This window comes from Halobacterium sp. CBA1126, from assembly GCF_009741975.1.
GTDB lineage: Archaea > Halobacteriota > Halobacteria > Halobacteriales > Halobacteriaceae > Halobacterium.
Map to the genome: position 1 here is coordinate 1 of NZ_WPCF01000032.1, position 24,722 is coordinate 24,722.

Genomic DNA, 24,722 nt, shown 5'->3' on the forward strand with positions numbered 1-24,722 from the left:
GCGGGCCGTCCGCGAGCACGCCCTCGACGGCGTCGCGGACGCGCTGGCCGTCCTCCTCGTGGCCGAGGAACTCCAGCAGCATCGCCGCCGACAGCACCGTCGCACCGGGGTTGGCGACTCCCTGTCCGGCGATGTCCGGCGCGGTGCCGTGGACGGGCTCGAACAGCCCGCGCTCCTCGCCGACGTTCGCCGACGGCAGCAGCCCGAGGCCGCCGACGAGCCCCGCCGCGAGGTCCGAGAGCACGTCGCCCGCGAGGTTCGGACAGACCACGACGTCGTACTCCTCGGGGTACAGCGGGAGCCGCGTCGCGAACGCGTCCATCAGCTCCTCGTCGGTGTCGACGCCGCGCTCCTCGGCGACCGACAGCACCTCCTCGCGGAACCGGCCGTCGGTCTTCCGCATCACGTTCGCCTTGTGCGCGACCGTGAACCCCTCGGTCCCCTCGGGGCCGCGGCCGTCCTCGACGAACTCGCAGGCGTACTCCGCGAGCCGGCGGGACGCCGACGACGTGACCACGCGCGTGAGCGTCGAGAGGTCGTCGCTGAGGTCGTCCTCGTGGCCCGCGTAGACGCCCTCCGTGTTCTCCCGGAGGAAGACGACGTCCGTCTCCGGGCGGAGAGCGTCCGCGCCCGGGTACGCGCGGGCGGGGCGGATGTTCACGAACGAGTCGACGGCCGACCGCAGCGGCAGGATGACGTCCGCCGCCGTCTCGCCCGCCGCGCCGAACAGCGTCGCGTCCGCGGCCTCGACGGCCGCCCGCGTCTCCGCGGGCAGCGGCGTGCCGGTCTCCTCCTTGACGGCGTCGCCGGCGTCGACGTGCACGAACTCGAAGTCCCCGACCGCGTCGAGGACGTCCACCGCGACCGGGACGACCTCCTGCCCGATGCCGTCGCCGGGGATGACCGCAATCTCCTCAGACATCCGTGTAGGGGAGGCTCGCAGCTGTCTCTCGCACGGTGTCGGCGTTCGACCGCATCAGCGCGGTCGTGTCCCAGACGCCCTCGACGAGCGCGCGCCGCTGGGCGTCGTCGACCTCGGCGTCGACGACCGTGTCGCCGTACCGGACCTCCTCGTTCTCGACGTCGACCTCGATCTCCTCGTCGGGGTGCTCGTCGATGTAGTCCTGCAGGGCTTCGACGTCCTCCTGGGAGGCCGTCACCGTGGGGATGCCGAGCGCGAGGCAGTTCCCCGCGAAGATCTCGGCGAACGACTCGCCGACGATGGCGTCGATGCCCCACCGCATCAGCGCCTGCGGCGCGTGCTCCCGGGAGGAGCCGCAGCCGAAGTTCGAGTTGACCGCCAGGACGGACGCCCCCTGGAAGTGGTCCTCGTTGAACGGGTGGTCCTTCTGGTTGTCGTCGTCGTCGAAGCGCACGTCGAAGAACGCGAACTCGCCGAGGCCGTCGAACGTGACGACCTTCATGAACCGCGCGGGGATGATCTGGTCCGTGTCGATGTCGTTCCCGCGCACGGGGACGCCCGTGCCGGAGACGTACTCGACGGTCTCGGCGGGGCCGTCGTCGCTCATGCGCGCACCTCCTCGAAGCGCTCCAGTTCGCGGACGTCCGTGACCTCGCCGGTCACGGCGGCCGCGGCGACCATCGGCGGGCTCATCAGGACGGTGCGGCCGTCCTTCGACCCCTGCCGGCCGACGAAGTTCCGGTTCGACGAGGACGCACACCGCTCGTCGCCGACCAGCTGGTCCTCGTTCATCCCCAGACACATCGAACAGCCGGCGCCGCGCCAGTCGAAGCCGGCCTCCTTGAACACCTCGTCGAGGCCCTCGGCTTCGGCGGCGGCCTTCACGCGCTGGCTGCCGGGGACGACCATCGCGCGCACGGAGTCGTGGACCTCGTGGCCCTTCACGACCTCCGCGGCCTCGCGGAGGTCCGGCAGGCGCGCGTTCGTGCAGCTCCCGAGGAACGCCACGTCGATCGGGTAGCCCGCCATCGTGTCGCCGGGCTCGACGTCCATGTGTTCCTGCGCGCTGCGGGCGGTGTCCTGTTTGTCCTCGGGGAGGTCCTCGGGCGCGGGGATCTCCTCGGAGATGCCGATGCCCTGGCCGGGCGTCGTCCCCCACGTCACCGTGGGTTCGAGCTCGTCGCCGTCGATCTCCACGACGTCGTCGTAGTCGGCGTCCGCGTCGGACGTGATGGACTCCCAGTAGCTCTTCAGCTCCTCGAACTCCTCGCCGTCCGGGATGCGGTCCCGTCCCTCGAGGTACTCGTAGGTGGTCTCGTCGGGGTTGACGTAGCCCGCGCGGGCGCCGCCCTCGATGGACATGTTGCAGATGCTCATGCGGCCCGCCATGTCCATGTCGCGGATGGCTTCGCCGCCGTACTCGTAGACGTAGCCGACGCCGCCGTCGGTGCCCAGCTTCCGAATCACCTGCAGGATGACGTCCTTCGGCGTGACGCCCTCGTCGAGCTCGCCGGTGACCTCGATGCGGCGGACCTTCTGCTTCTCCATGGCGACGCAGCCGGTCGCCAGCACGTCCCGAATCTGGGACGTCCCGATGCCGAACGCGAGCGCGCCGAACGCGCCGTGGGTCGCCGTGTGGGAGTCCCCGCAGACGATGGTCATCCCGGGCTGGGTGAGCCCCTGCTCCGGGCCGACCACGTGGACGATGCCCTGCCGGCCGGTCGTCGGGTCCGCGAAGTCGATGTTCGCCGCGCGCACGTTCTCCTCGAGCTCGCTCATCATCTCCTCGGCGGCGTCGTCGCTGTACGGCCGCGACTGGTCGGCGGTCGGGACGATGTGGTCGACGGTCGCGTACGTCCGCTCGGGGTACGCGACGTCGAGGTCCCGCTCGCGGAGCATCCCGAACGCCTGCGGGCTCGTCACCTCGTGGATGAGGTGGAGGCCGACGAACAGCTGGGTCTGTCCGGTCGGCAGCTCGGTCACCTCGTGGCGGTCCCAGACCTTGTCGTAGAGCGTGTTCTCACTCATCGCGTACGTCCTCTGCCGTGGGTTCGCCGCCGCGCTCCCAGACGGGGTTGGCGCCCTCGTCCTCGGCCGGCGGCGTCTGGTCGACGTCCTTCATCGTCTGCTCTTCGTCCTCGGCGCGTTTCCCGCCGTCGGCGGCCACGACCGGGCCGCGTCGGAACACGGAGTTCACGCCCTCGGGCGCCGCGGGGTTGCCGTAGTCGACGTCCTTCAGCGTCTGCTCAGTCATCCGCGGACACCTCCGGCTCCTGCTCGACCTCGGCGTCGTCGTCGGCCCACGCGAACAGTCCGCGGAGGCGCTCGCCGACGTCCTCGATGTCGTGGTCCTGCTCGGCCTGCCGGCGCTGGCGGTACGACGGCCGGCCGGCCTGGTTCTCCGCGATCCACTCGCGGGCGAACTCGCCGTTCTGGACCTCCTCGAGGACCGCCTCCATGTTCTCGCGGACGTGGTCGTCGACGATCTCGTCGCCGCGGGTCAGTCCGCCGTACTCGGCCGTGTCCGAGACCGAGTCCCACATCTCGCTGTTCCCGCCCTCGTACATCAGGTCCACGATGAGTTTGAGCTCGTTGAGGACCTCGAAGTACGCCATCTCGGGGCTGTAGCCGTTGTCGACGAGCGTCTCGTAGCCGTGCTTCACGAGGCTGGTGACGCCGCCGCAGAGCACCGCCTGCTCGCCGAACAGGTCGGACTCGGTCTCCTCCTGGAACGTCGTCTCCAGCACGCCGGCGCGCGTGCAGCCGATGCCGTCGGCGTACGCCAGCGCCTCGTCGCGGGCGTCGCCCGTGGCGTCCTGGTAGACCGCCAGCAGCGCCGGGGTGCCCTCGCCGGCCTCGTAGTTCCGGCGCACGAGGTGGCCGGGGGACTTCGGCGCGATCATCGTCACGTCGACGTCCTCGGGCGGCTCGATCTGGCCGTAGTGGATGTTGAACCCGTGCGCGAACTGGAGCGTGTCGCCGGCGTCCAGCTCCGGTCGGACGTCCTCGAAGACGGACGGCTGTACGGTGTCGGGCACGAGCACGGAGACGACGTCGGCCTGCCGTGCGGCCGCCGTCGGGGTGGCGACGCGCAGGCCGTCTGCTTCCGCCGCCGACCGCGACGACGAGTCCTCGCGGAGGCCGACGACCACGTCGACCCCGCTCTCGTCGAGGTTCTGCGCGTGGGCGTGGCCCTGACTGCCGTAGCCGAGGACGGCGACGGTCTTCTCGTCGATGTAGCTGCGGTCGACGTCCGATTCGTGGTACACTGGCTGCGTGAAGTCTTCGTCTGCTGCTGTCATTTGAGGTGGTCTGGAACGATTGCTGTCTTGGTCTCGCCACGCGCCAGCGCCGTCTGTCCGGTCCGGGCGATCTCCCGGATGCCGAACTGCCGGTAGGCGTCGATGGCGTCGTTGATCTTCCCCTCGTCGCCGGTCAACTCGACGGTGATCGTCCGCGGGCCGGCGTCGAGGGTCTTCCCGTTGTACATCTCCGTGATCGCGTGGACCTCGTGGGGGCGGTCGGCGTCGACTTTCACCACCACGAGCTCCCGCGTCACCGCGTCGTCCTCGAGCTCGCGGACGTGAATCACGGGGACGACTTTCTCCAACTGCTTCTCGACCTGGTCGATGCCGGGGTCGGGCTCCTCGACGACGACCGTGATGCGCGCCCAGTCGTCGTTCTGGGTGTCGGCGACGGTCAGCGACTCGATGTTGAACTGCCGCCGGCTGAACAGCCCGGACACGCGCGCGAGCACGCCCGGCTGGTGTTCGACCAGCGCGGAGATGACCGTGCGCCGCGGCGGGTGTTCGGCCTCCACTTCGGGGTCGACGCGGATGCCCTGCGAGTTTCGCTTCCCCTTCGGTCGCGGTCGGTCCTCCGGCGCGGGGCCTGGCAGCCCCTCTTGGTCGGCGTCTCGCTCGCTCATAGGTGGTCCTCCGTGAGTGCGAACTGGCCGTTGTCGCCGCCCGACGGCACCATCGGGTAGACGTCCTCGGTCGGGTCGATGTAGACGTCCACGACCGAGGGGCCGTCGACGGCGAGCGCTTCCTCGACGACGTCCGGGACCTCGTCGTAGCCCTCGATGCGGAAGCCGTCGGCGCCGAACGCCTCCGCGAGCGCGTCGAACTTCGGCACCCACGGGTACTCGGAGGCCATCCGGCGCCCCTCGAAGAACGCGTCCTGCCACTGGCGGACCATCCCGATGGCCTCGTTGTTCAGCACGAAGACGGTGACGTCCATCTGCTCGCGCACCGCGACGATGAGCTCCTGACACGTCATCAGGAACGAGCCGTCGCCGTCGAAGCAGACGACCGACTGGTCGTCGTCGGCGGCGACGCGGGCGCCGATGGCCGACGGCATCCCGTACCCCATCGCGCCGAGGCCGTGGGAGGACACCCACGTCCGCGGCTCCGTGTACGTCCAGAACTGGCAGGCCCACATCTGGTGCTGGCCGACGCCGGTCGTCACGATGGTGTCGTCGGCGGTCGCCGCGTCGACGGCCTCGACGACGTACTGGGGTTTCAGCGGCTCGTCCTCGGGCGCCGCGTAGTCGAGCCGGTACTCGTCTTTCCACTCGCGGCACTGCTCGACCCACTCGTCGGTCTCCGGCGAGCCGGGCATCGCCTCGTCCAGCTGGTCGAGGACGGTGCCGGCGTCGCCGACCAGCGGGTGGTCGGCCTCGATGTTCTTCGAGATCTCCGCGGGGTCGATGTCGATGTGGACGACCTCCGCGTCCGGCGCGAACGAGTCGACGCCGCCCGTGAGGCGGTCGTCGAAGCGCGTGCCGACCGCCACGAGGCAGTCGGTCAGCGTGACGGCCATGTTCGCGTAGCCGGTGCCGTGCATCCCCGCCATCTCGAGGGCGAGGTCGTGGTCCTCGGGGAACGCGCCGATGCCCGGCATCGTCGTCACGACCGGGATCTCGTGCTCGGTCGCGAACGCGTACAGCTCCTCGGTCGCGTCGCCCTTCACGACGCCGCCGCCCGCCAGAATCACGGGCTCGTCGGCGTCCACGACGGTCTGGGCGGCGGCCGCGACGGCCTCGTCGTCCGCCCGCGTCTGCACGTTCACGGTGCCCGGGACCTCCGGCTCGACGGGGTCGACGTCGGTCTCGCCGGTCGTCACGTCCTTCGGCAGGTCGACGACCGTCGGCCCCTGCCGGCCGTGGTTCGCGAGCGCGAACGCCGTGCTCACGTCCTCGCCGACGCTGTCGGGGCTGGACGCGAAGTAGTTCGACTTCGTGATCGGCGTCGTGACGCCGACCGTGTCCGTCTCCTGGAACGCGTCGTTCCCGACGAGGTCGGTCGGCACCTGACCGGTGAGCGCGACGACGGGCTCGGAGTCCATGTCGGCGTCCGCCAGCCCGGTCACGAGGTTCGTCGCGCCCGGGCCGGAGGTCGCCATGCAGACCCCGGGCTCGCCGCTGACGGCGCCGTAGGCGTCGGCGGCGTGCGCGGCGCCCTGCTCGTGGGCCATCGTCACGTGGTCGAGCTCGGAGTCGTACAGGGCGTCGTAGACGGGCATGATGGCGCCGCCCTGCACGCCGAAGACGGTCTCGACGCCCGCCGTCTCCAGCGACGCGATGACGGACTGCGCGCCCGTCTGCGCCGTGGACTCGTCGGGCTCGTCGTCGGCCGGCTCGTCGGCCGAGGCCTCCTCGGCGTCGGCCTCGTCCGGCTCGGTGACTGCGCCGTGGTCTGTCATCGGTACCCCTCCCGCGGTGTGGTGTGCGTCTGTGTCATGGCGGATGCTGCGGTGGCTGTCGGTCGTCGGTGAGTCCGTTCGGTTCGTGGAGAAGTGGTAGTGGGGGAGCTTACGCCCCTACGATACCGACGAGAGCACCGCTGCCCGCGAGGAGACCGGTCTGCGTGGCGTCGGGCAGCATCGTAGCCCGACAGTCGGGCTCGACGAATAAAGCCGTTGCTGGGCGCGCAATTCCTGCCGGGAGGCATTACGCCGTCACCTCCTCCGTGGCGCGCTCGATGCCGACCTCTCCGGCGAACGCGCGGAGGACCGCTTCGGTGACGGCTTCGTCCTCGCCGGCGTGGGCCTTCACCTTCTTGGTGACCTCCCGTACCTCCTCGTCGGTCGGGTCGAAGCCCGCCTCCTCGAGGTGGTCGCGGACGGCGTGCGTGCCCGTGTGCTTCCCGAGCACGACCTCGCGCTCGGCGCCGACCATCTCGGGGGTCATCACGCCCGGCTCGAACGTCTCGCTGTTCTCGATGACGCCGGCCGCGTGGATGCCCGACTCGTGGGCGAACGCGTGCGCGCCGACCACGGGCTTGTTGACGGGCACCGGGACCGACGAGCGGTCCGAGACCAGCTGGGAGAGCTCCGTGATGGCGGTCGTGTCGATGCCGGTGTCGGCACCGTACAGGCTCTCCGCGGCCATCACGACCTCCTCGAAGGCGGCGTTGCCCGCCCGCTCGCCGATGCCGTTGACCGACACCTGCATCTGGTCGGCGCCGTACTCCACGCCCGTCAGGGCGTTCGCGGTCGCCAGCCCGAAGTCGTCGTGCGTGTGCACGTCGATGCGCGCGTCGGTGTGCTGGCCGACGTACTCGACGAGCTCGCCGAACCGCTTCGGGGTGCCGACCCCGCAGGTGTCCGGGATGTTGATCCAGTCCACCCCGACGTCGTCGACCGCTTCGACGATGTCGGCGAGGAACTCGGGGTCCGTGCGCGTGGCGTCCATCGGCGAGAACATCACTTCGACGTCGGCCGCGGCGGCCTGCTCGACGGCCGCGACCGAGCGTGCGACGACGTCCTCGCGCGTGCTGTGCATCGAGTCTTCGATCTGCACGTCGCTGGTGGACGCGAAGACGTGGACCATGTCCACGCCCGCGTCGAGCGCCGCGTCGACGTCGGACTCCACGACGCGGGCGAGCCCGCACGTGGTGGCGTCTGTCGATGCGGCGATGTCGGCGACCGCCTCGGCCTCCTGCTCGCTGTTGGCCGGGAACCCGGCCTCGATGACGTCGACGTTCGCGTCGTCGAGCGCGGCCGCTATGGCGCGCTTGTCGTCGTAGCTGAAGGAGGTCCGTGGCGTCTGCTCGCCGTCACGCAGCGTCGTGTCGAAGATTCGTACCGTCTCGAATTCGTTACGCTGGGCTAACGTGCCCTGGAAGAACTCGTTCCCCCGGACTTGCACCGGGCGCCTCGTTGTGAGACATCGTACCAGTTCCCCGGTGCCCCGAGTACTTACGTGTTTCCCCCTGACAGATACTTGCCCCCGCTCAGTCTGCGTGACCGGCCCGCCCGGAACGCGAAAATCGCACGACTGCGGCACGTCAAAGGATATATTAGGAACATTCCACAGTACATACGCCTGAATGTCCGAACGTCCGACTCGACGCCCATTCGGGGGTGAAAACCGGACGTTCGTGGAGGGCGCGCGGCGTGCGCGCGCTCCACACCTCTGCCGCGGGCTGCGTAACGATTATGATACGCGACTGAAACGTCGTGGGTGTGCACGACCGACAGTACTCCGACCCGGACCGACCGCAGACGCAGACTTTGTGGAGGGTGGTCGAATGAGCATCCGCGGCACCGTCCGCGGCCTCGCCGAGCGCGCGAACCCCGCGTTCGCCGTCGGCGTCGTGGGCGCCTCCCTCCTCGCGCTCGTCTACGCCAGCACCGTCGCCAACACCATCCACCACACGTACGTCCACGTCCTCGCGGGCGTCCTCTGGACCGGCATCGACGTCTTCATCGCCGTCGTCCTCGGCCCCGTCCTCGGCGGCCTCGACGTCGAACAGCGCGCGGACGTCTTCCGGCGGCTCACCCCCAAGACGTCGTTCCTGCTGCCGTCGCTCGCCACCGTCACCATCGCCGGCGGCATCACGCTCGCGCTCCGCCTCCCCGGCCTCTTCTCGCACGCCCACGTCTGGCTCGCCATCTTCACCTTCGTCGCGCTCGTCCCCACGCTCCTGCTCGTCGGCTGGCAGTTCGACGCCTTCCGCGACTGGCGCTGGCAGGCGTGGTTCGGCGTCGTCCTCCTCGGCTCGCTCGCGTACCTCGCCGCCACCCTCCCGGACTTCGCGTGGACCGAGCCCGTCTTCGTCGTCGCGCTCGCCATCGTCGCCGTCCTCAACGTCCTCGGCTTCGGCGTGCTCATGCCCGGCGAAGTCCGCATGTACAAGCAGATGACCTCCGAGAACCCCGACACCCAGCTCATCGCCGACATCGGCATGCGCAACGCCAAACTCGGCGGCGTGCAGGGCGCCTTCCAGCTCGCCGTCGTCGCCACCATGGTGTACATCCGCTGGGGCGGCTTCTAGCCCCGTTCGCTGTTTTCGTCACCGGAACCGCCGACGACGCTTCCTCGGAAGCCCCGAGACTGTGAACTCGGTGCGCTCGCTGCGCGCTTCGCTCACTTCGTTCGCTGCAGTGCTTGCGTCCCGCGCCTTCGTTCACAGTCTCGCCCCTTCCAGTCCGCCCGCTACCGGTGCTCGGCGGGCTGCGAGACTCGGCTGTCGCTGTCACCGGCGAAAACGCGGAAAATCTGGTGCTGTGCGTCAGTTCCCGCGGCCCTGCAGCTGCTCCTCCTCGGGGAGGTCGACGTTCGCCTCGCCCTTCATCCCCGCGCCGATGTTCGCCGAGATCTCGGCGAGGCGCTGGGGGTCGTCCCAGTTGTTCACGGCGTCGACGATGGCGCGCCCCATCGCCTCGGGGTCCTCCGCGCCGAAGATGCCGGAGCCGACGAAGATGCCGTCGCACTCGTGGTGCATCATCAGCGCCGCGTCCGCGGGCGTCGCGATGCCGCCCGCCGCGAAGTTCACGACCGGCAGCCGCCCCATCTCGGCGGTCTCGTGGACGAGGTCGGCGGGCGCCTCGATGTCGCGGGCGTAGTGCTCGCGCTCCTCGTAGGTCATCCCCTCGAGCTCGCGGATGGCGCTCTTGATGGTGCGCTGGTGGTGGACGGCCTGGTTCACGTCGCCCGTGCCGGCCTCGCCCTTCGTGCGAATCATCGCCGCGCCCTCGTCGATGCGCCGGAGCGCCTCGCCGAGGTCCCGCGCGCCGCAGACGAACGGCGACGTGAACTCGCGCTTGTCGATGTGGTACTTGTCGTCGGCGGGCGTCAGCACCTCGGACTCGTCGATCATGTCCACGCCCACGGCCTCCAGAATCTCGGCCTCCTTCGTGTGGCCGATGCGGGACTTCCCCATCACTGGGATGGAGACCGCGTCGATGATCTCCTGGACGTCCGCGGGGTCGGCCATCCGCGCGACGCCGCCGCGCTTGCGGATGTCCGCCGGCACCGCTTCCAGGGACATCACCGCGACCGCGCCGGCTTCCTCCGCGATTCTCGCCTGCTCTGCGTTCACCACGTCCATGATGACGCCGCCCTTCTGCATCTTCGCGAACCCGCGTTTCACGAGGTCGCTGCCGCGCCGCAAGTCCTCGAGGTCGGTCTCGGTAGCCATACGAGGGTGTTGCGCGCGCCGCCGCTTAATTGGGTTGGTTGCGGAACGCCGGCCCCCGCTGCCCCGATGGCAAACGATTAGGGCGCCCCCGCCGACGCACCGGTAATGGCTGACGGAGACGAATCTGACGGGCCGTCCGCGCCCGACGCCGACCCCGCCCCCGAAGAGGAGGCCACGGACTCGGCGCCGGTGGACGCCCCCGACCCCGAGGAGTCGGTCCGCGAGGCGATCGAGCGCTCGCGCAGCGGCGCCCCGGCGGTCGGCTCTGTCGTCCGCGACCGCTTCACGTCGAACGAGATCTTCCAGCGCATCATCGCCGCCGCCGACGAGGAGATCACGTCGGGCAGCCGCGAGCTGTTCTTCAGCGCGCTCGCGGCCGGGTTCGCCATCACCATCACGTTCATGCTGTACGTCTCGCTGACCGCGACGACGGGCGGCGACCCCGTGCTGAGCGCGCTGCTGTACCCGCTCGGGTTCATCTACATCATCATCGGCGGCTACCAGCTCTACACCGAGAACACGCTCCCGCCGGTCGCGCTGACGCTCGAGCGGCTCGCCAGCGTCCCCGCGCTGCTGCGGAACTGGACGGTCGTGCTCGCCGGGAACTTCGCCGGCGGCGCGCTCGGCGCGTTCGCGCTCGCGTTCGGCGGCGTCATCTCCCCCGAGGCCGCGGCGGTCGCGGTCGAGCTCGGCCAGAAGGGCGTCGACACGGCGTGGTGGAGCCTCTTCTCGAAGGCGGCGTTCGCGGGCCTCATCGTCGCCGGCGTCGTCTGGGTCGAGTACGCCGCCCGCGACACCGTCTCCCGGATGGCCGTCGTCTACATCGCGTTCCTCGCGATTCCGCTCGGCGGCCTCTACCACTCGGTCGTCTCGTTCACCGAGATGGTGTTCCTCGTGCTCCAGGGCGACCTGCTGTTCATGACCGGGCTCTGGGAGTTCGTGGTCCCCGTCCTCCTCGGGAACACCGTCGGCGGCGTCGTGCTCGTCACCGTCGTCAACTACTTCCAGACGACCGAGCACCGGCTGACGTCCGCGCGCTTCGAGGGCGCGGACCGCCAGCTCTCGGTCCGCGAGTGGCTGTTCGGCGGGTTCGTCGGCCGGTCGTACGTCCCGCTCATCGACCACACCGAGGGCGCGCTGGCGGAAGCCGACGAGTACCGCATCGTCGTCCCCATCTCGAACCCCCGCACGGAGACCAACCTCGTGGAGCTGGCGTGCACGCTCGCCAGCCGGAAGCCCGGCGCCACGGTCCACGTCGTCCACATCGTCCAGATGCCCGACCGGACGCCCCGCGGCTACCGGGTCGACCAGCACGAGCGCATCGTCGCCGACTCCGACGAGCTGATGGCGGACATCCGCGACGTCGCCGACGGGTTCGACGTCCCCTGCGAGACGTCGACAGTCGTCTCCCACCGCTCGTTCGAGGAGCTGTTCGACGTCGCCGAGCGCAAGCGCGCGGACCTGGTGGTGATGGGCTGGGGCGAGGGCCGGCTCTGGTCGAACGGCCGCGCGGAGCGCCCGCTCGACGAGCTCACCAACAGCCTCCCCGCGGACGTGCTCGTGTTCAAGGACCGCGGGCTGGACGCCTCCCGGCTGCTGCTGCCGGTCGTCGACAGCGTCCACGCCGACCTGAACGCGGAGGTCGCGCGGTCGCTGCGGGAGACCGCCGGGTCGGAGATTACGCTCCTGCGCGCTGTCTCCGGCGAGAGCCAGCGCGAGGCCGGCGAGGAGTTCCTCGCGGAGTGGGCGGCCGAACACGACCTCGAGGACGCCGAGTTCGCGGTCGACACCTCCGGGGACGTCGAGCGCGCCATCGTCGACGCCGCCGAAGACCACACGCTGCTGTTGATCGGCGCGACCTCGCAGGGGCTGCTCGCGCGCCTCGCTACCGGGTCGCTGCACCTCGACATCGCGACGCACGTCGACTGCTCGCTGCTGCTCGCCGAGCGCGCCGCCGACCGCGGCATCCTCCAGCGGCTGTTCGGCCGGTAGGCGAGGACTTCCGCCAGAGCTATGCGGCGGTCCCGCGACTCCCCGGACATGTCGCTGCCGTCCCGGTCGGACCTCCCGTGGTACCTCGCGCCGCTGCCGCCCGGCTGGAGGACCTCGCGCTCCGGCTGGCGTGGGTCATCGTGGCCGTCAACCTCGCGGGCACCGCGTTCGGGTTCTGGTACTACCGCGTGCAGTTCGAAGCGACGCCGCTGGTCGCGTGGCCGGTCGTCCCGGACAGCCCGGTCGCGACCCTCTTCATCGGCCTGTCGCTGGCCGCGTACAAGCTCGACTTCGACGCCGACTGGCTGCACGCGCTGGCCTTCTTCGGCTGCATCAAGCTCGGGCTGTGGACGCCGTTCGTCCAGCTCGTCGTGAACGGGCAGGGCGACCTCTGGTGGGTGATGTACTGGTTCCTGATTCTGAGCCACCTCGCGATGGCCGTCGAAGCGTTCGTCATTCACCGCTACGCGACGTTCTCGGTGGGCGCGGTCGCGGTCGCCGCGGCGTGGTACGGCTTCAACGACGTCGTCGACTACTTCGTGAGCGTCGCGGGCGGCCCCCACCACACGGTCCTGCGCGCCGAGTTCGCGCTCGGCGGCGTCACGCACGACGTCCCCGCCCACGACCTCGCCGCGGCCGCCGCGGTCACGCTCACGCTACTGGCGACGTTCCTCGCGCTCGCGACGCGCGTGAAGACCCTCGAAGCCAGATTCGCGGACTGACGCCGCCCGGCTTTTTCCGTCCAGCGCCCGTTCGTCCACGCGTGTACGACGCGATTGCGAATCTCCCCCTGACAGTCGACTCCGTCGCCCTCGACCGCGTGGAGCGCGAGACGCCGGCGTTCACGCGCGCCACCACGGTCGTCGCGCTCGCGGGCGCCGGCGAGACGGGCCGCGGCGAGGACGTCACTTACGAGACCGCTCACCACGACGCACTGCAGGCCCACGAGGCCGACACGCCCGACGGCGAGGCGTTCGACCTCGCGGGCGAGTACACGCTCGACGAGTTCTCGGCCCGCCTCGAGGAGACGGACCTCTGGCCCGTCGACGACCCCGAGCGCGAGGCGTTTCGGGACTACCGCCGCTGGGGGTTCGAGGCCGCCGCGCTCGACCTCGCGCTCCGGCAGGCCGGCGAGACGCTCGCCGAGCGCCTCGACCGCGACCTCGACCCCGTGCGATTCGTCGTCAGCAGCCGCCTCCCGGAGGGCGACACCGAGCGCGTGGAGACGCTGCTCGACCGCTACCCGGACGCCGAACTCAAACTCGACCCCACCGCCGACTGGCCCGAAGCCACGTTCGACTACCTCGCGGACACCGACGCCGTGCGCGTGCTCGACCTGAAGGGGCACTACGAGGGCACGGACGTCGACCAGTCCCCGGACCCCGCCCTCTACGAGCGCGTCTTCGAGACGTTCCCCGACGCCACCGTCGAAGACCCCGCCGTCACGGACGCCACCCGCGACCTCGTCGCCGACCACGCCGACCGGCTCGCGTGGGACGCCCCGGTTCACGCCCTCGACGACGTGCTCGACGCGCCGTTCGACGTGCGCTGGCTGAACGTCAAGCCCTCTCGATTCGGCACGCTCGAATCCCTCTTCGAGACCCTCGACTGGGCGTTCGAGCGCGACGTCGCGCTCTACGGCGGCGGCCAGTTCGAACTCTCCGTGGGTCGCGGCCAGATTCAGGAGCTCGCCGCCCTCTTCTACCCCGCCGGCCCGAACGACGTCGCGCCCGGCGCCTACAACGACGTTGAACTCCCCAAGGAACCCCCGAAGAGTCCGATTTCGCCGCCCGACGACCACACCGGGTTCGGGCTGTAGCAGCCTGAACAACCAACCCCCTGGCGGTCGCCGGGAGAGCACAGCTCTCCCGAGGCCTCGGAAATCTTCGATTTCCGGCGGATTGAAAGGGCGAGGCGCGCTCGCGCTTGCGTGGTCGCTTCGCGACGCAAGCACTGCAGTGAGCGCAGCGAACGAAGCGCGCAGAGAGCGAGCGACCGCGAGCGCGCCGAGGGCTTTCAGTGAGGAGCGAAGAAGCAGTTGGTCGCGGGTCCGACCGGATTTCCAACTCGACCTAGTCGTCGTTTTCGTGAGCGCGCACCCACAGCTGCCCGATGCGGGAGAGCCGCGTCCGGTAGGACTTCCCGCGCTCTTCGCGTTCGACGTACCCCTTGCCGCCGGGGCCGAGCTTGTCGACGGTGTACGTGACTTTCGACCGGAAGCTGTCGGTGTACTCCTCGTTGAGGTCGGCGGCGAGGGTCTTCGCGAGGTCGCTGACGGAGTCGAACTCGCCGTGTTCGCCGAGCGTGAACAGGATGAGCTCCTCGAAGGGTTTGACGTTCGAGAAGGAGGCGACGGGGAGTTCGACGACGTGGCTGCCGTCGATCTCCTTCGCGCCGATGGTGGTGCCGCGTTCGTCGAACTCTGCGAGGAGGTCGCGGGCGTCCGCGAGCTGGTCGCGGAGTTCCTCGTCGTCGATGTCGCCGTCCGCGACGGCTTCGAGGAGGTCGGCGCTCGCGCGCAGTTCCTCGGCGAGTTCGGTCTCGAGGTACTTCTCGGGCGCCGTGTAGTAGGTGTGGATGCGCTCGCGGTCCTCGGGGCGTTCGACCATGATGGAGTGGGCGGCGATGGCGAACGCGAAGGAGACGGTGCGGGGCATCGACGCGATGTTCACCCAGACCTCGCCGTCGGGGTCGGCGTCGAGTTCGTCCTCGATGAGGTCGAACGCCTGCTCGAAGGCGGCGTCGTAGTCGTAGACGTCGACGACGGCGACGCGCTCGGTCTCCGCGCCGAGGAGGTTCTGGAAGTCGTCCTCGAGCTTCTGGGAGATGCGCTGGCTGTACTCGACGTTCGCCTCGCTGCCGACCGCGCCCTCGAGCAACACGACGCGGTCGACGGCGAGCTGTTCGCGCACGAGCGGCGCGATGAGCCGGTCGTAGTCGAAGCCGACCGGGACGACGTGCGTCTGCATACGTGGTACAGCGTCCGGATGGTTATAAAAACCATCAGACTTTGCTCCACGCAATTCCACATTAACGCTGTTTGCGCCCCCCGCTGTACGGGGCTTCGAGAAAACCGAACTATTGCAGGGACTTAGCCTTTCGGCTCTCGACTATTCTCGTTCAAGGTTGGCACTGTGCCATATTGAAGATCGACGGTACACACTTGACCGATGGGGGTAACCCCCTTTATATACGATAATAGTTTGTTTGAGAGTTACCCCTCCGCTATACTGCGTTCTTGCACAATAGCTTAGTTTGTCTCCCCCCCTTCTTTGTAGTGTCTACAGGAGGTAGTAGTTGGGGACAAGTACAGGGAGACTACAGGGGTAGACAAACGATTCTATGGTGTGGAACCCACCTCAGAACACTTCGAGGTAGTCCTCGATGACCTCGCGCTCGTCTTCCGTGAGGTCGAACAGGTCGTACACCGTCTGGTCGATCTCCGCTTCGAGGTCTTCGATGCTCGTCTCCTTGACAGTCTGGCGGTCGGCTTCCAGCGCCTCAATGAGTTCTTCCACTCCGTCCCGTGACTGCGGAATCGGAATTGTCTGCTCCTCTCCCTTCTTCATACTCCGACCGTCAACGGCGGCATGAACGTACTGCGCTCGTAGTTTCTGCTCCTCGCGGTCGCCTCTGTCCATCAGCGGGTCGGTGATTTCGTCGGTTCTGCCTGCAGTAACAGCAACAGGACTATTCTTCCCACTTTCTTCTATTTCGGCATCTATGGGATTCCGCTTGGTCTGCCAAGTGTATTGGATATAGCCTAAATCCCCTTCAAAGGAGTCAATATAACTCTGCGGGAAGTTCTGCACTCGTCTTTTCACATCTTCAGTTTTGAAGATTTTTTCTACTATCGAACCGATCTCTCCTGTGCTATCCGGTATTGGTATTTCATTTACATATTGGGACTTGTACCTATATCGGAAGGGTTTCCCTCTAAGTGGCGGACTGGTCTGTTTGATAGCGAACTCGGCGACAGACGAGTTCAATAGGCCAAGTAATTCTTTCTCGGAGTACGATATATTATTGCTGAACGTCAGAACGTAAACTGTGTTCTTGAAACAGTCATACCCATCGGTATATGAAAAGTGGTTTTCGGTAGCCATATCGGGAGTGGCGATCTTGAAATCGCCTTCGAAGACGGATTTCGCATGGGGGCCATGGTATTCGTAGATGCCCTTACCATTCTTCTTGACGCAATACCGATCTCTCAAATCATCTTCATGCTTATCTAAGTGAGACTTAATATTCGGATATTCATCTAACTCGATTAGATCACCCTCCTCTGTGTAGGGATAAATTACGAGTTCGTTGTCCCATTCCGCTTTCCACCGACGAACGTGTTTACCACGAACAAGTGGGCGAAGAAGTTCTTCTTCCAGATCATGAGTCTCAGCATAGCTGGGGGATACGATAAACGATTCGTCCCCTCCAGAGGCAACTCCCTCCCGGACACCGAGGGAGATATTGCCAAGCGTTTGGGAAGATTGTTCACGAAGACGTTCTTCAACAGTCCGGACACGCCGAGGAGTGAACCTCCAATTTTCTTCGGTGAGGCTCGAACGCGGGTATGTAGATACTTCAATAGAGTCCGTGAGGATTTCCTCCCTTCCCATATAATCTACTAACTCTCCAAATACATTTGAGTCAGCTTCGTGCACTTTTGCATATGGTATCACTTCCCTATCGTAATCTTTGTCGATGATAAGAATGGACGCGAAATTAGTCGCGTCCGAGAACACGTCCACATCGCCAAACTCGACGTATTGAGCTAATGAATACTCATTTGCGATGATTCGCCGTATCTCCTGACCGTATTTTGACCGAGTGAACTTATTCGAAGTGATGTACCCGAGCTTTCCATCGTCCTTCAGCCATTCAAGGCCACGTTCGAGGAACAGCACATAGAGGTCAAACCGCCCATATGCAGAGTCATAGAGGCTCTTATACCACTCTTGCTTCGAATCAGGGATGTTTTTGATATTGACGTACGGTGGATTCCCGACGACGTAGTCATACTGCATGTAGTTCTTCACCACGAGTGAGAGGACGCTATCCTCGAACATCTTGAACAGCCGCCCGTCGCCGTGGTCTTCCCGCAGGTAGCGAACCGTCGCAAGAATGTCGTTGACATACGGTTCGAAGAAGTCCTCGACACCGTCGTACTCACGGGTCGTGTAGCGGTGGATGCCTTCTTCGAGGCCGCCACCGTACTCCCACCACCCTTCCCGCATGTGGAACTTCACCACGTCCAACACGCCCTGTAACGCCGCGTAATACTCCCCGAAGTTCCGCACGCCAGCGTTCACCTTCGCTGTATCGTACTTCGGCATCCGCACCCGCTGAACGAGAAAGCCGTCGTCCAGTTCCGAATCGACTACCTCGTCCTCATCGACCTCGATGGGGAGCGGAACGGCAATCTTCACGTCCTGATTGTCCTCCGTGATTGAGTCCAACGTCATCTGCGTCTGCCCCTCGTCTCCGAGATCGATACCCGTCAGTTCCCGCTCATTCCGCAAGGAGTCCGTTCGGAAGATCGGGAGCCGGCGAATCGTGAAGTCCTCGTCCTCCTGTTTCGCCTCCTTGTACTCGGGTAGGATAGCAACCATGAAGCGAATCTGTGCCATCAACACCGCGAACGGGTGAATGTCGAGACCGACGATGTGCGGCGTCGTACACAGTTCCGTAAGGTGTTCCGACCAATCCGGGTCGTCGTTGTACCGGCGCACGTCGTCAAGGTAGCGGTTGACGGCTTCCACGAGGAACGTACCGGAACCACACGACGGATCGATGATACGCTCCTGTGAGACACCTACATCGTAATCGACGCCGTCCATGATGTAGTCGATGACCGGCTGTGGCGTGTAGAACTCCCCGAGCGCCTTCCGCGTCTCCGGGTCGAAGTACCGCTGGTACAGATCGCCCAACGGGTCGCCCTGAACCTCCGCGAAGTCGAACTTCAGCACTGCGAACGAAACGTGGGCGATAGCGCGACTGAACCGTTCTCGGGTCGCGGGACTGACGCGGCTGACCTCGCTTCCTTCTTTGGCGATTGTCTCGAACCGGCTATACGGGTTCTTGTGCTGGCTGGCAGTTTCCTTGCCGTAGCCGTCAGTCCACCAGATGAAAATGTCGTCCTCAAACAGGCTCTGGACGAGGTGGTTCCGCATGTCCTCGATCATCCCGTTGGCCGCAATCGGGTAGGCGTCCAACTCGATGGAGCCGCTGAAGCCGCCGAGTTCATCGAAGTACCGGCGGAGGCCCGTCTTGTTGGGGAAGAAGTCGTGGTCGTCTGTGGCCTTCGCCAGAAGGAGCCGGGCAAGAAGTGCGTGGCCGGACTCCAAGCAGAACATGAAGTCACGTAGGGACTGCTGACCATCGATAAACGGTTCCCACGAATCGGGTGTCTCCTCGGGTTCGCTGGCGTAACTGGCCTCCCAGAAGTCGTACGCTCCCTCCACGAACTTCGCCTCTTGCTCGTCGCGGAGTTCCACAAGCAAGTCCATCATCGCGGTCACGAGGTCAGCGAAGGGGCTGTTCTCTTCCAAGCGGAACGTCTCGAAGAAGTGTTCCTGTCCGAGTTCGCCATCGAGTTCCATTTCATCGAGGCGGTCGAGGAACGACGTAACACTCTCGGGGTCGGTAATGTCCCACTCAGGTTTCTGGAGCGCCGCTTCGAGGTCGGCGGCATCACTTTTCGTCGCATCTGCGAGGAAAACCCGCTTCATCCGGGAGTGGCCGTCACGACGGTAGAGGCGGAGTTCGTCGCCGTTTGTGAGGACGCCGTAGTCGGCTTTGAGTTGATCGACGTAGTGGAACAGTTGGTCTTCGTGGGGGTCGAGGTCGCGGTCGGTGGTCTTAAACTCGTAAACTGCGGTGACAGATTCGTTGTTGTCGAGGGTGACGTAGTCGGGGCGGCGGTCGTCGGGGAGTGTCCATTCACTCCGGAGGTCGTGGCCCGCACCATCGTAGCCGAGGAGCGTGTAGAAGTTCTCGTTGAGGAAGGCGTTCTCCACGTCTTTCTCGCTCATATCCGCATCGAGGCGTGATGCGATTCCGTGGAGGGCATCGAGAATCGCAGACGTATCAGGCATATCCGTCTCGAAACAGTCCGGCGTCAAAAAGGTACATCCCCCGGAGAGAGGTGGTCGGCTCTACTCGTTGTCCTCGATGCGTTTCTCCATCTGGCGTTCGTACACTCGATCTGGGTCCGGCTCGGGTTTTGGTTCTTCATCTCCGATCTTACCGAGATGCGGCGGAGAGTGTTGAAGCGCCATTATCGCGCCTCCGTGTTCTCGTAGCACGCAAAGCAGGGGAGTGAGTCACCTGCGGGGCCATCACACCAGTCGTTGTCACACTCGTTGTGATTCGATTCATGGAGTGGAGGGGACTCGGTGGTAATACCCCCGTCTGTTGCGGCGCGAACAGGGTTCCTCGTCGTGTGAATGCCGAGCTGTGAGTCTATTGCGTCGGCGTTCGCCCACTCGGGGATGAGCGTTTCACCAGTCGCGTAACGTACACGGCGTTCGTGCTTACAGGAGTCGTTAGCATCGAGGTTATGGCGGGCGTCCGGACAATCACACGCGCCTTCACGAGCGTCTACGAGGTACTCCGAACCGCTTTCAGACACCACGAGGTAGAGGTCGTCTGCATCTTTAACGCTCCCTGTGTCGGGGAGAACGGTCATTTTCTCGGTGAGCGCGCGGATTGCACGCTTGGGTAGGTCGGTGGGATTTTCACCCGTCAGGTTGTAGGCTGTCATGCTTCTGAGTCCCAGAAGCGCGGTCGTGTGTACCAGCACACGGCCATTTCTGCGATGGCGTGTCGCGCTTCCTACTACCAAGTATATGCCCCACGCACTTAGTAGTTAGCATATCTGCTAACCTTAGGAGATATGCAGACTTAACACGCGAGCGCGCAAAGACCATCGTATGGCGAAAACCCGCGCACTACTGACCGACACTGAACGCGAACAGATAGCCGGGGAACACGGCGACGACCGCAAGTATCAGGCCGCTTCCCGAATCCGGCGGCGCATCGATGAAGAACTTACGACCGACGTTGAAGTCCTCCAAGAGCAGCACCCACAGCTGCTTGAGGAACTCCGAGACGTGGTGTGTAGCCAGCCCAGTGAACAACGCGAGGATTCGAACGCATAGAGTGGCAGCGGGCTACAAACACCCTCTATGCATTTGAACACCCAGCCAGAACATTAGACGGCGCACGCGAGCGTATGATAAGTGGCTTCGTCCGCGAAATTTCTCACTGAGAGCTGCGTTTCTACCACGTGGTATCGTAGTGAATCAACCGATAAGCAGACCTGCGTATTGGACGCCACGAGTTGTCTAACAGCGCTTACGGACCCGATGCCGAAAGTTCGACGCTATCTTTGTAAATGTCCGCTCGGAGCATTCCTGAGCCGTCGGGACGCGACCACTTGCGGCTGTCGCTATAGCCGTTCGCCGTGACGATAACAAACGCGCTTCCGTCGCCCTCCAGCGGCCCTTCAAACTCCCACGTCGCGTGTGCTGCCAGTTCTACGTCCGTCTCGAACAAAACCTCGTCATCTCGCCGAACCGTCACGTTCGCGCGCTGCTCGGCGTTCGTCTGGTTCTCCACTGCAAAGTCGTAGGGTTCAATATCGCCAGGCTCTCCGAGTTCAGACCCAAGACAACCGCTGATAGCCGCAAGCACGCCGCCGGCAAAGGTGACAAACTGGCGTCGCTGCACGGCGATGCTTCGGTGTCACTTGGTAAGTGCTTTCTCTGTACTTACCGAAGCGAGAATTCTCCGTGCCCACTACCAACCACCTCCTGAGACGGCGATTACGACTTGCCTGAGCTGCGGTCCGAGGCCAGTCTGAAATACCCCAGGACAGGGTGCATGGAGGCTCGTAGCAGCGCTTCTCATCCCTCTCATGGAGTTCCCCACCATACCACCGGGGAATCATCACGGAACAATTGGGCGGCGTGACCGGCCTGCTGTTGGCGCGTGCGGACTGTGACAATCGCCGTGGGACGTTGGACGCTGGAACCTCCGAATTAGTTTATAAGCAATAGCGCCTTCCCTCAGAACCACCCCGCCGCCATGTTGCGTTCTCGCACAATAGCGTAGTGGTGGTTGTTGCCTTTGTTGTGTGTTGTAGGGGAAGGGGAGACAGGACACCATACCAAGTGAGTGTGCGGAGAGGTTAAACACCCTCTATGCGTTCGTACGTGGGATGGGACTACCGGCTACCAACGCGTGGAAGAAAGTCACGTAGGTTTCTCGGGAACTTCCACGTCGTCGTACTTGTGGTACCGATTCTCCTCTACGATGCTCCGGAACTGAGTCCACGTCACTACTGGGTCAAACTCCGACCCATACTGCTCCTCAAACCACTCCCACGATGGTTCCCAGCCGTATCGCAGCAGACGGTGAGCAACTCTTCTAATTTCCCAGTATGACAAGTTACCAATCCCATCCTGTTCGGCTGTCTGCTGAAGTGCTTCTGCATCCGTCTGTGGGTTTTCTCGCGCGGAGTAAATCGTGGGTGCTTCTCCCTCAATCGATTCCGCCCTCGATGAATCCTCATCGTCCGAGCTGGACGTAGAACCAGACGAACCTACGCTGTAGCCCTCATCAGAGAGATACGTGAGTGCCGCTTGCCGACCTCCATCCTCCCGGATGAGATGATACCCCGTTTGGAGTGCCTCCGCCTTCGACACCGAGTGGATAATGGAACACCGGCTTCGTCCGCCGATAATCACCACGTAGTCCCTGGCCTCAAAGCCGTGGTCCACCCATTTTTCGTAGTCTTTCCCGGCGCCCTCAGAGAGCTGGAGAGGTGCGTGTTCCGCATTTTTGGTGTAGTGTCCATCACAGCCGACCGCGCCGAAGAACCGCGCTGGAACCATCGGTGCGCCTCCTCGTTTGCCTTCGCGGGCGAATGCTCCGCCCTTGACCTCAAGCGCCGCTACACTCCGAGGGTTCCCTGTGGCAAGCGCATACGGCGAGAACTGCGGGCCTCTGTGCATCTCCCACTCCGGCACGTCGGCAATCGCTACCGAGTCCTTCGTCTTCTCGATGACTGGCGTCTCGATTTCGTTCTCCGTCGGAGCGTCCAACGTAAGCGCGAAGTCATCCCCGTCCGCCTGTGGCGTAAACGTTGCTTCCAGCATACCGAGATACGAATCAGGCCGACTGTGGTCGTTACTGGACGTGCGGATTATCGTGTCGTTCTGCCACGACGGGTCAATCTGTACCTTCTGCAACGCGCCCGCGCTCTTTCGATGCGTTACCCCTGGGAGACGGAACTGTTGTTTCGCCTTGTAGATGGCCGCGTCCAGTTCTGCGTCGGACTTCTCACAGTACTGTTTCGCTCGACGCCGAAGCTCTGTCAATTGTGTGTGCGTGAGGAATCTCGGAGCGTGAACATGGATGGACCGACTCCCCGAATACCAGAACGTACACTCGGCGGAGGGAATATTCAGTTCCTCCTCGATGAATCCCTGAATCCACGCAATCATCGGATCGAAGGGGACGCCGTCATCGCGGGCGTCACTTTCTGCGTACACGGGGTAACGAACGCGGTCGGAGTCCTCACATTCGTCTTGGATTTCCTTGACGATATTCCCGTCACCCTCAACTCTGTAGGGGTTATCTGCGAGGTTCTCCAGTCGCCCGAGTTGGTCGTCCGTGACGAAATATATCGCGCTCGATGTGGTGGCGTTCTCAGGAATAGGCTCGTACACCGACCGGAGCTTTAGTTCCTGTTTCTGGCTACCGTCGTCCTGCGTGAAGCCATACCGAACCAGTGGAGTAGTATCTGGGTGGACTTCCTCGAACCAATCCGTGACCGAGGTCGTCGCTCTCTGCGTCGTCTCCGCCGTAGAGATGTCTGTAGTCATTTTCAAAAACGAAGAAGGCTCTCAGCGGGCGGTCTACCACCCTCTATGAGGGGTCAACCTGGGAGTAACGCGATAGTTACAACTGGGGAACGGAAAGTCCCGCGAGGATACGCCTTCACTTTATAGAGGAGACCCAGACGCTAAAAGATTCCGGTATTCGCGCGACGGCGTCGTGTTCCTTCGATATTATGAAGTGGTCTTCGAGGGTCGAATCCCTGGGGTTACGGCCTTGGACTACCCCTCAATATCTCCAAACCTTCTGTAGAGGTATCACACATCATTAAGATACTCTCGTCGCTGTTCGACCTTGACTTCCTCCGAACGACGGTCGTAGTGAGCCTCCAGCACGTCAGGACTGACATTCATGCGGTCACTGACAACCTCAACCGGAACATCCTTGGTGAGATGATGGGTGATCGCGCCTCGCCTCCATGCGTGGGGACTCCGAGACGACGGACATACGGACGGAGATTTGTCTGGTGGACTCAGTGCCTGACAAGTATTCACGTCCTCATCGTGCGGGCACTCCCCACCGTTGAACTGGCAGGGATGCGTCCAGCGATAGCACGTCTCTCGAATCGTTGACTTTGAGACGCGCCCGAACTGTGTCGTGAAGAGTGGACGCCGATCATCCTCGTCCACTCGCTCCTCCCGGTTGTGGTCAACGTAGTCGTTAAGCACCTTACACACGTCCGTATCGAGAGCGATTATCCGCTCGCCGTTCTCTTTGTTCTTTAGTGGTGTTCTCGGTCGATGCCGCGCCTCTATGCGCGCTTTCTCCCGATTATAGTCACCTACGTCGAACGCTCGGATAGTCCCTGAGCGTGCCCCACACCGCCACAAGAGCGTTAGCATCACGTGGTGACGGGAAGCGTACTCGAATCGAGAGAGGTGGCTTAGCACCCGTTCTGCTTGCTCTCCCTCTACCAGCACATCTCGTTCTCGATCACTCCGATTCAGTGATGGCGATAGAACCTGATTATGGAGGTCTTGCCTCACCGCCTCGATAGACTCGCAGAATCTGATGAACGACCGGAGTGTGTCCATCTGTCCTTTGACCGATACCGGACTGAGGTTGTCCTCACGTGACTGCTTAAAGAGCAGAAGATTACGCCCAGATAGGTCGTTGAGATTGCCGATTCCTTCAGACTCACACCACTCGACGAATCGCGTCAGCTTGTAGCCGTACGAGTCGATAGTTTCCTTAGCTAATTCGCTACGTCGGTTCTGTAGGTAGAGCTTGACGCCCTCCTTCGGGCTGATTGGTTCGAGATTGGATTCTGGCATTTGCTGTCACCGAAGCCCGTGTACGGGCGGGAGGTGGGCGCGATGAGCCGGTCGTAGTCGAAGCCGACCGGGACGACGTGCGTCTGCATGCCCGGGTCTTGGGCGAACCCGCTGAAAAGGCTACCGTGGCGGGGCGTACTTACTTCCCGGCCGGCGACGACGCGTGACGCATGGAGGCCAGCCGCGCTCGCGCGGTCGCCGGCA

The 24,722-nt window shown here is 64.5% G+C and carries 19 protein-coding genes and 1 pseudogene; 5 read left to right on the forward strand and 15 right to left on the reverse strand.

The window, feature by feature from the left end; genetic code table 11:
* The 8 genes from GJ634_RS06375 to GJ634_RS06410 form a co-directional block, all read right to left on the reverse strand.
* Window positions 1–922 (reverse strand): isocitrate/isopropylmalate family dehydrogenase (locus tag GJ634_RS06375; protein ID WP_157501326.1); only part of this gene is annotated, 922 nt, incomplete at its 3' end.
* A complete protein-coding gene (gene leuD, locus GJ634_RS06380; protein WP_157501329.1) occupies window positions 915–1,529 on the reverse strand; it encodes a 3-isopropylmalate dehydratase small subunit in 615 nt (204 codons plus the stop codon). The genes leuD and GJ634_RS06375, both read right to left, overlap by 8 nt.
* Window positions 1,526–2,950, reverse strand: coding sequence for a 3-isopropylmalate dehydratase large subunit (gene leuC / locus GJ634_RS06385; RefSeq protein WP_157501332.1), 1,425 nt, complete (start codon window positions 2,948–2,950; stop codon window positions 1,526–1,528). Before leuC ends, leuD begins: the two co-directional genes overlap by 4 nt.
* Window positions 2,943–3,176 (reverse strand): hypothetical protein, encoded by a 234-nt coding sequence (locus GJ634_RS06390; protein ID WP_157501335.1) that lies wholly within the window; start codon window positions 3,174–3,176, stop codon window positions 2,943–2,945. Before GJ634_RS06390 ends, leuC begins: the two co-directional genes overlap by 8 nt.
* Window positions 3,169–4,224 carry a ketol-acid reductoisomerase gene (gene ilvC / locus GJ634_RS06395; RefSeq protein WP_157501338.1) on the reverse strand — a complete coding sequence of 352 codons (1,056 nt, stop codon included), beginning with the start codon at window positions 4,222–4,224 and terminating at the stop codon, window positions 3,169–3,171. Before ilvC ends, GJ634_RS06390 begins: the two co-directional genes overlap by 8 nt.
* Window positions 4,221–4,850 (reverse strand): acetolactate synthase small subunit, encoded by a 630-nt coding sequence (gene ilvN / locus GJ634_RS06400; protein WP_157501341.1) that lies wholly within the window; start codon window positions 4,848–4,850, stop codon window positions 4,221–4,223. The genes ilvC and ilvN overlap by 4 nt, the downstream gene beginning before the upstream one ends.
* Window positions 4,847–6,628 (reverse strand): biosynthetic-type acetolactate synthase large subunit, encoded by a 1,782-nt coding sequence (gene ilvB, locus GJ634_RS06405; RefSeq protein ID WP_157501344.1) that lies wholly within the window; start codon window positions 6,626–6,628, stop codon window positions 4,847–4,849. The genes ilvN and ilvB overlap by 4 nt, the downstream gene beginning before the upstream one ends.
* A 247-nt stretch (window positions 6,629–6,875) precedes the next feature.
* On the reverse strand, window positions 6,876–8,075 hold the full coding sequence (locus GJ634_RS06410; RefSeq protein ID WP_331714025.1) for a 2-isopropylmalate synthase: 1,200 nt from the start codon (window positions 8,073–8,075) through the stop codon (window positions 6,876–6,878).
* Window positions 8,076–8,457: 382 nt separating this feature from the next.
* Between GJ634_RS06410 and GJ634_RS06415 the strand changes: the two genes are divergently transcribed.
* Complete coding sequence (locus tag GJ634_RS06415; RefSeq protein WP_157501347.1) at window positions 8,458–9,204, forward strand: hypothetical protein; 747 nt, start codon at window positions 8,458–8,460, stop codon at window positions 9,202–9,204.
* Between the two features lie 237 nt (window positions 9,205–9,441).
* Here the strand turns inward: GJ634_RS06415 and pdxS are convergent, their stop codons facing one another.
* Window positions 9,442–10,350, reverse strand: a complete 909-nt coding sequence (pdxS, locus tag GJ634_RS06420) for a pyridoxal 5'-phosphate synthase lyase subunit PdxS (RefSeq protein WP_157501350.1) — start codon at window positions 10,348–10,350, stop codon at window positions 9,442–9,444.
* Window positions 10,351–10,455: 105 nt separating this feature from the next.
* Here pdxS and GJ634_RS06425 point away from each other — a divergent pair, with 105 nt between their 5' ends.
* The 3 genes and pseudogenes from GJ634_RS06425 (at window position 10,456) to GJ634_RS06435 (ending at window position 14,161) form a co-directional block, all read left to right on the forward strand.
* Window positions 10,456–12,342 (forward strand): formate/nitrite transporter family protein, encoded by a 1,887-nt coding sequence (locus GJ634_RS06425; protein WP_157501353.1) that lies wholly within the window; start codon window positions 10,456–10,458, stop codon window positions 12,340–12,342.
* 21 nt (window positions 12,343–12,363) lie between these two features.
* Window positions 12,364–13,064: pseudogene (locus GJ634_RS06430) on the forward strand (DUF1405 domain-containing protein).
* A 41-nt stretch (window positions 13,065–13,105) separates the two neighbouring features.
* Window positions 13,106–14,161, forward strand: coding sequence for a hypothetical protein (locus GJ634_RS06435; protein ID WP_331714026.1), 1,056 nt, complete (start codon window positions 13,106–13,108; stop codon window positions 14,159–14,161).
* Window positions 14,162–14,414: 253 nt separating this feature from the next.
* On the opposite strand, the gene GJ634_RS06440 is transcribed toward GJ634_RS06435, so the two are convergent.
* The 3 genes from GJ634_RS06440 to GJ634_RS06450 form a co-directional block, all read right to left on the reverse strand.
* Window positions 14,415–15,311 carry a DUF6293 family protein gene (locus tag GJ634_RS06440; protein WP_157501356.1) on the reverse strand — a complete coding sequence of 299 codons (897 nt, stop codon included), beginning with the start codon at window positions 15,309–15,311 and terminating at the stop codon, window positions 14,415–14,417.
* A 390-nt stretch (window positions 15,312–15,701) separates the two neighbouring features.
* Window positions 15,702–19,436 carry an Eco57I restriction-modification methylase domain-containing protein gene (locus tag GJ634_RS06445; protein ID WP_157501359.1) on the reverse strand — a complete coding sequence of 1,245 codons (3,735 nt, stop codon included), beginning with the start codon at window positions 19,434–19,436 and terminating at the stop codon, window positions 15,702–15,704.
* A gap of 182 nt (window positions 19,437–19,618) precedes the next feature.
* Entirely contained in the window at window positions 19,619–20,104 is a 486-nt protein-coding gene (locus GJ634_RS06450; RefSeq protein ID WP_157501361.1) for a hypothetical protein, read from the reverse strand.
* 169 nt (window positions 20,105–20,273) lie between these two features.
* Here GJ634_RS06450 and GJ634_RS06455 point away from each other — a divergent pair, with 169 nt between their 5' ends.
* Window positions 20,274–20,501 (forward strand): hypothetical protein, encoded by a 228-nt coding sequence (locus GJ634_RS06455; protein ID WP_157501364.1) that lies wholly within the window; start codon window positions 20,274–20,276, stop codon window positions 20,499–20,501.
* Window positions 20,502–20,697: 196 nt separating this feature from the next.
* Here the strand turns inward: GJ634_RS06455 and GJ634_RS06460 are convergent, their stop codons facing one another.
* From GJ634_RS06460 to GJ634_RS06470, 3 genes are all read right to left on the reverse strand, one after another.
* Window positions 20,698–21,072: a hypothetical protein gene (locus GJ634_RS06460; protein ID WP_157501367.1), complete on the reverse strand. Its 375-nt coding sequence runs from the start codon at window positions 21,070–21,072 to the stop codon at window positions 20,698–20,700.
* Between the two features lie 524 nt (window positions 21,073–21,596).
* Window positions 21,597–23,231 (reverse strand): hypothetical protein, encoded by a 1,635-nt coding sequence (locus GJ634_RS06465; protein WP_197425428.1) that lies wholly within the window; start codon window positions 23,229–23,231, stop codon window positions 21,597–21,599.
* 270 nt (window positions 23,232–23,501) lie between these two features.
* A complete protein-coding gene (locus tag GJ634_RS06470; protein ID WP_157501371.1) occupies window positions 23,502–24,518 on the reverse strand; it encodes a site-specific integrase in 1,017 nt (338 codons plus the stop codon).
* Window positions 24,519–24,722: the final 204 nt, after the last annotated feature.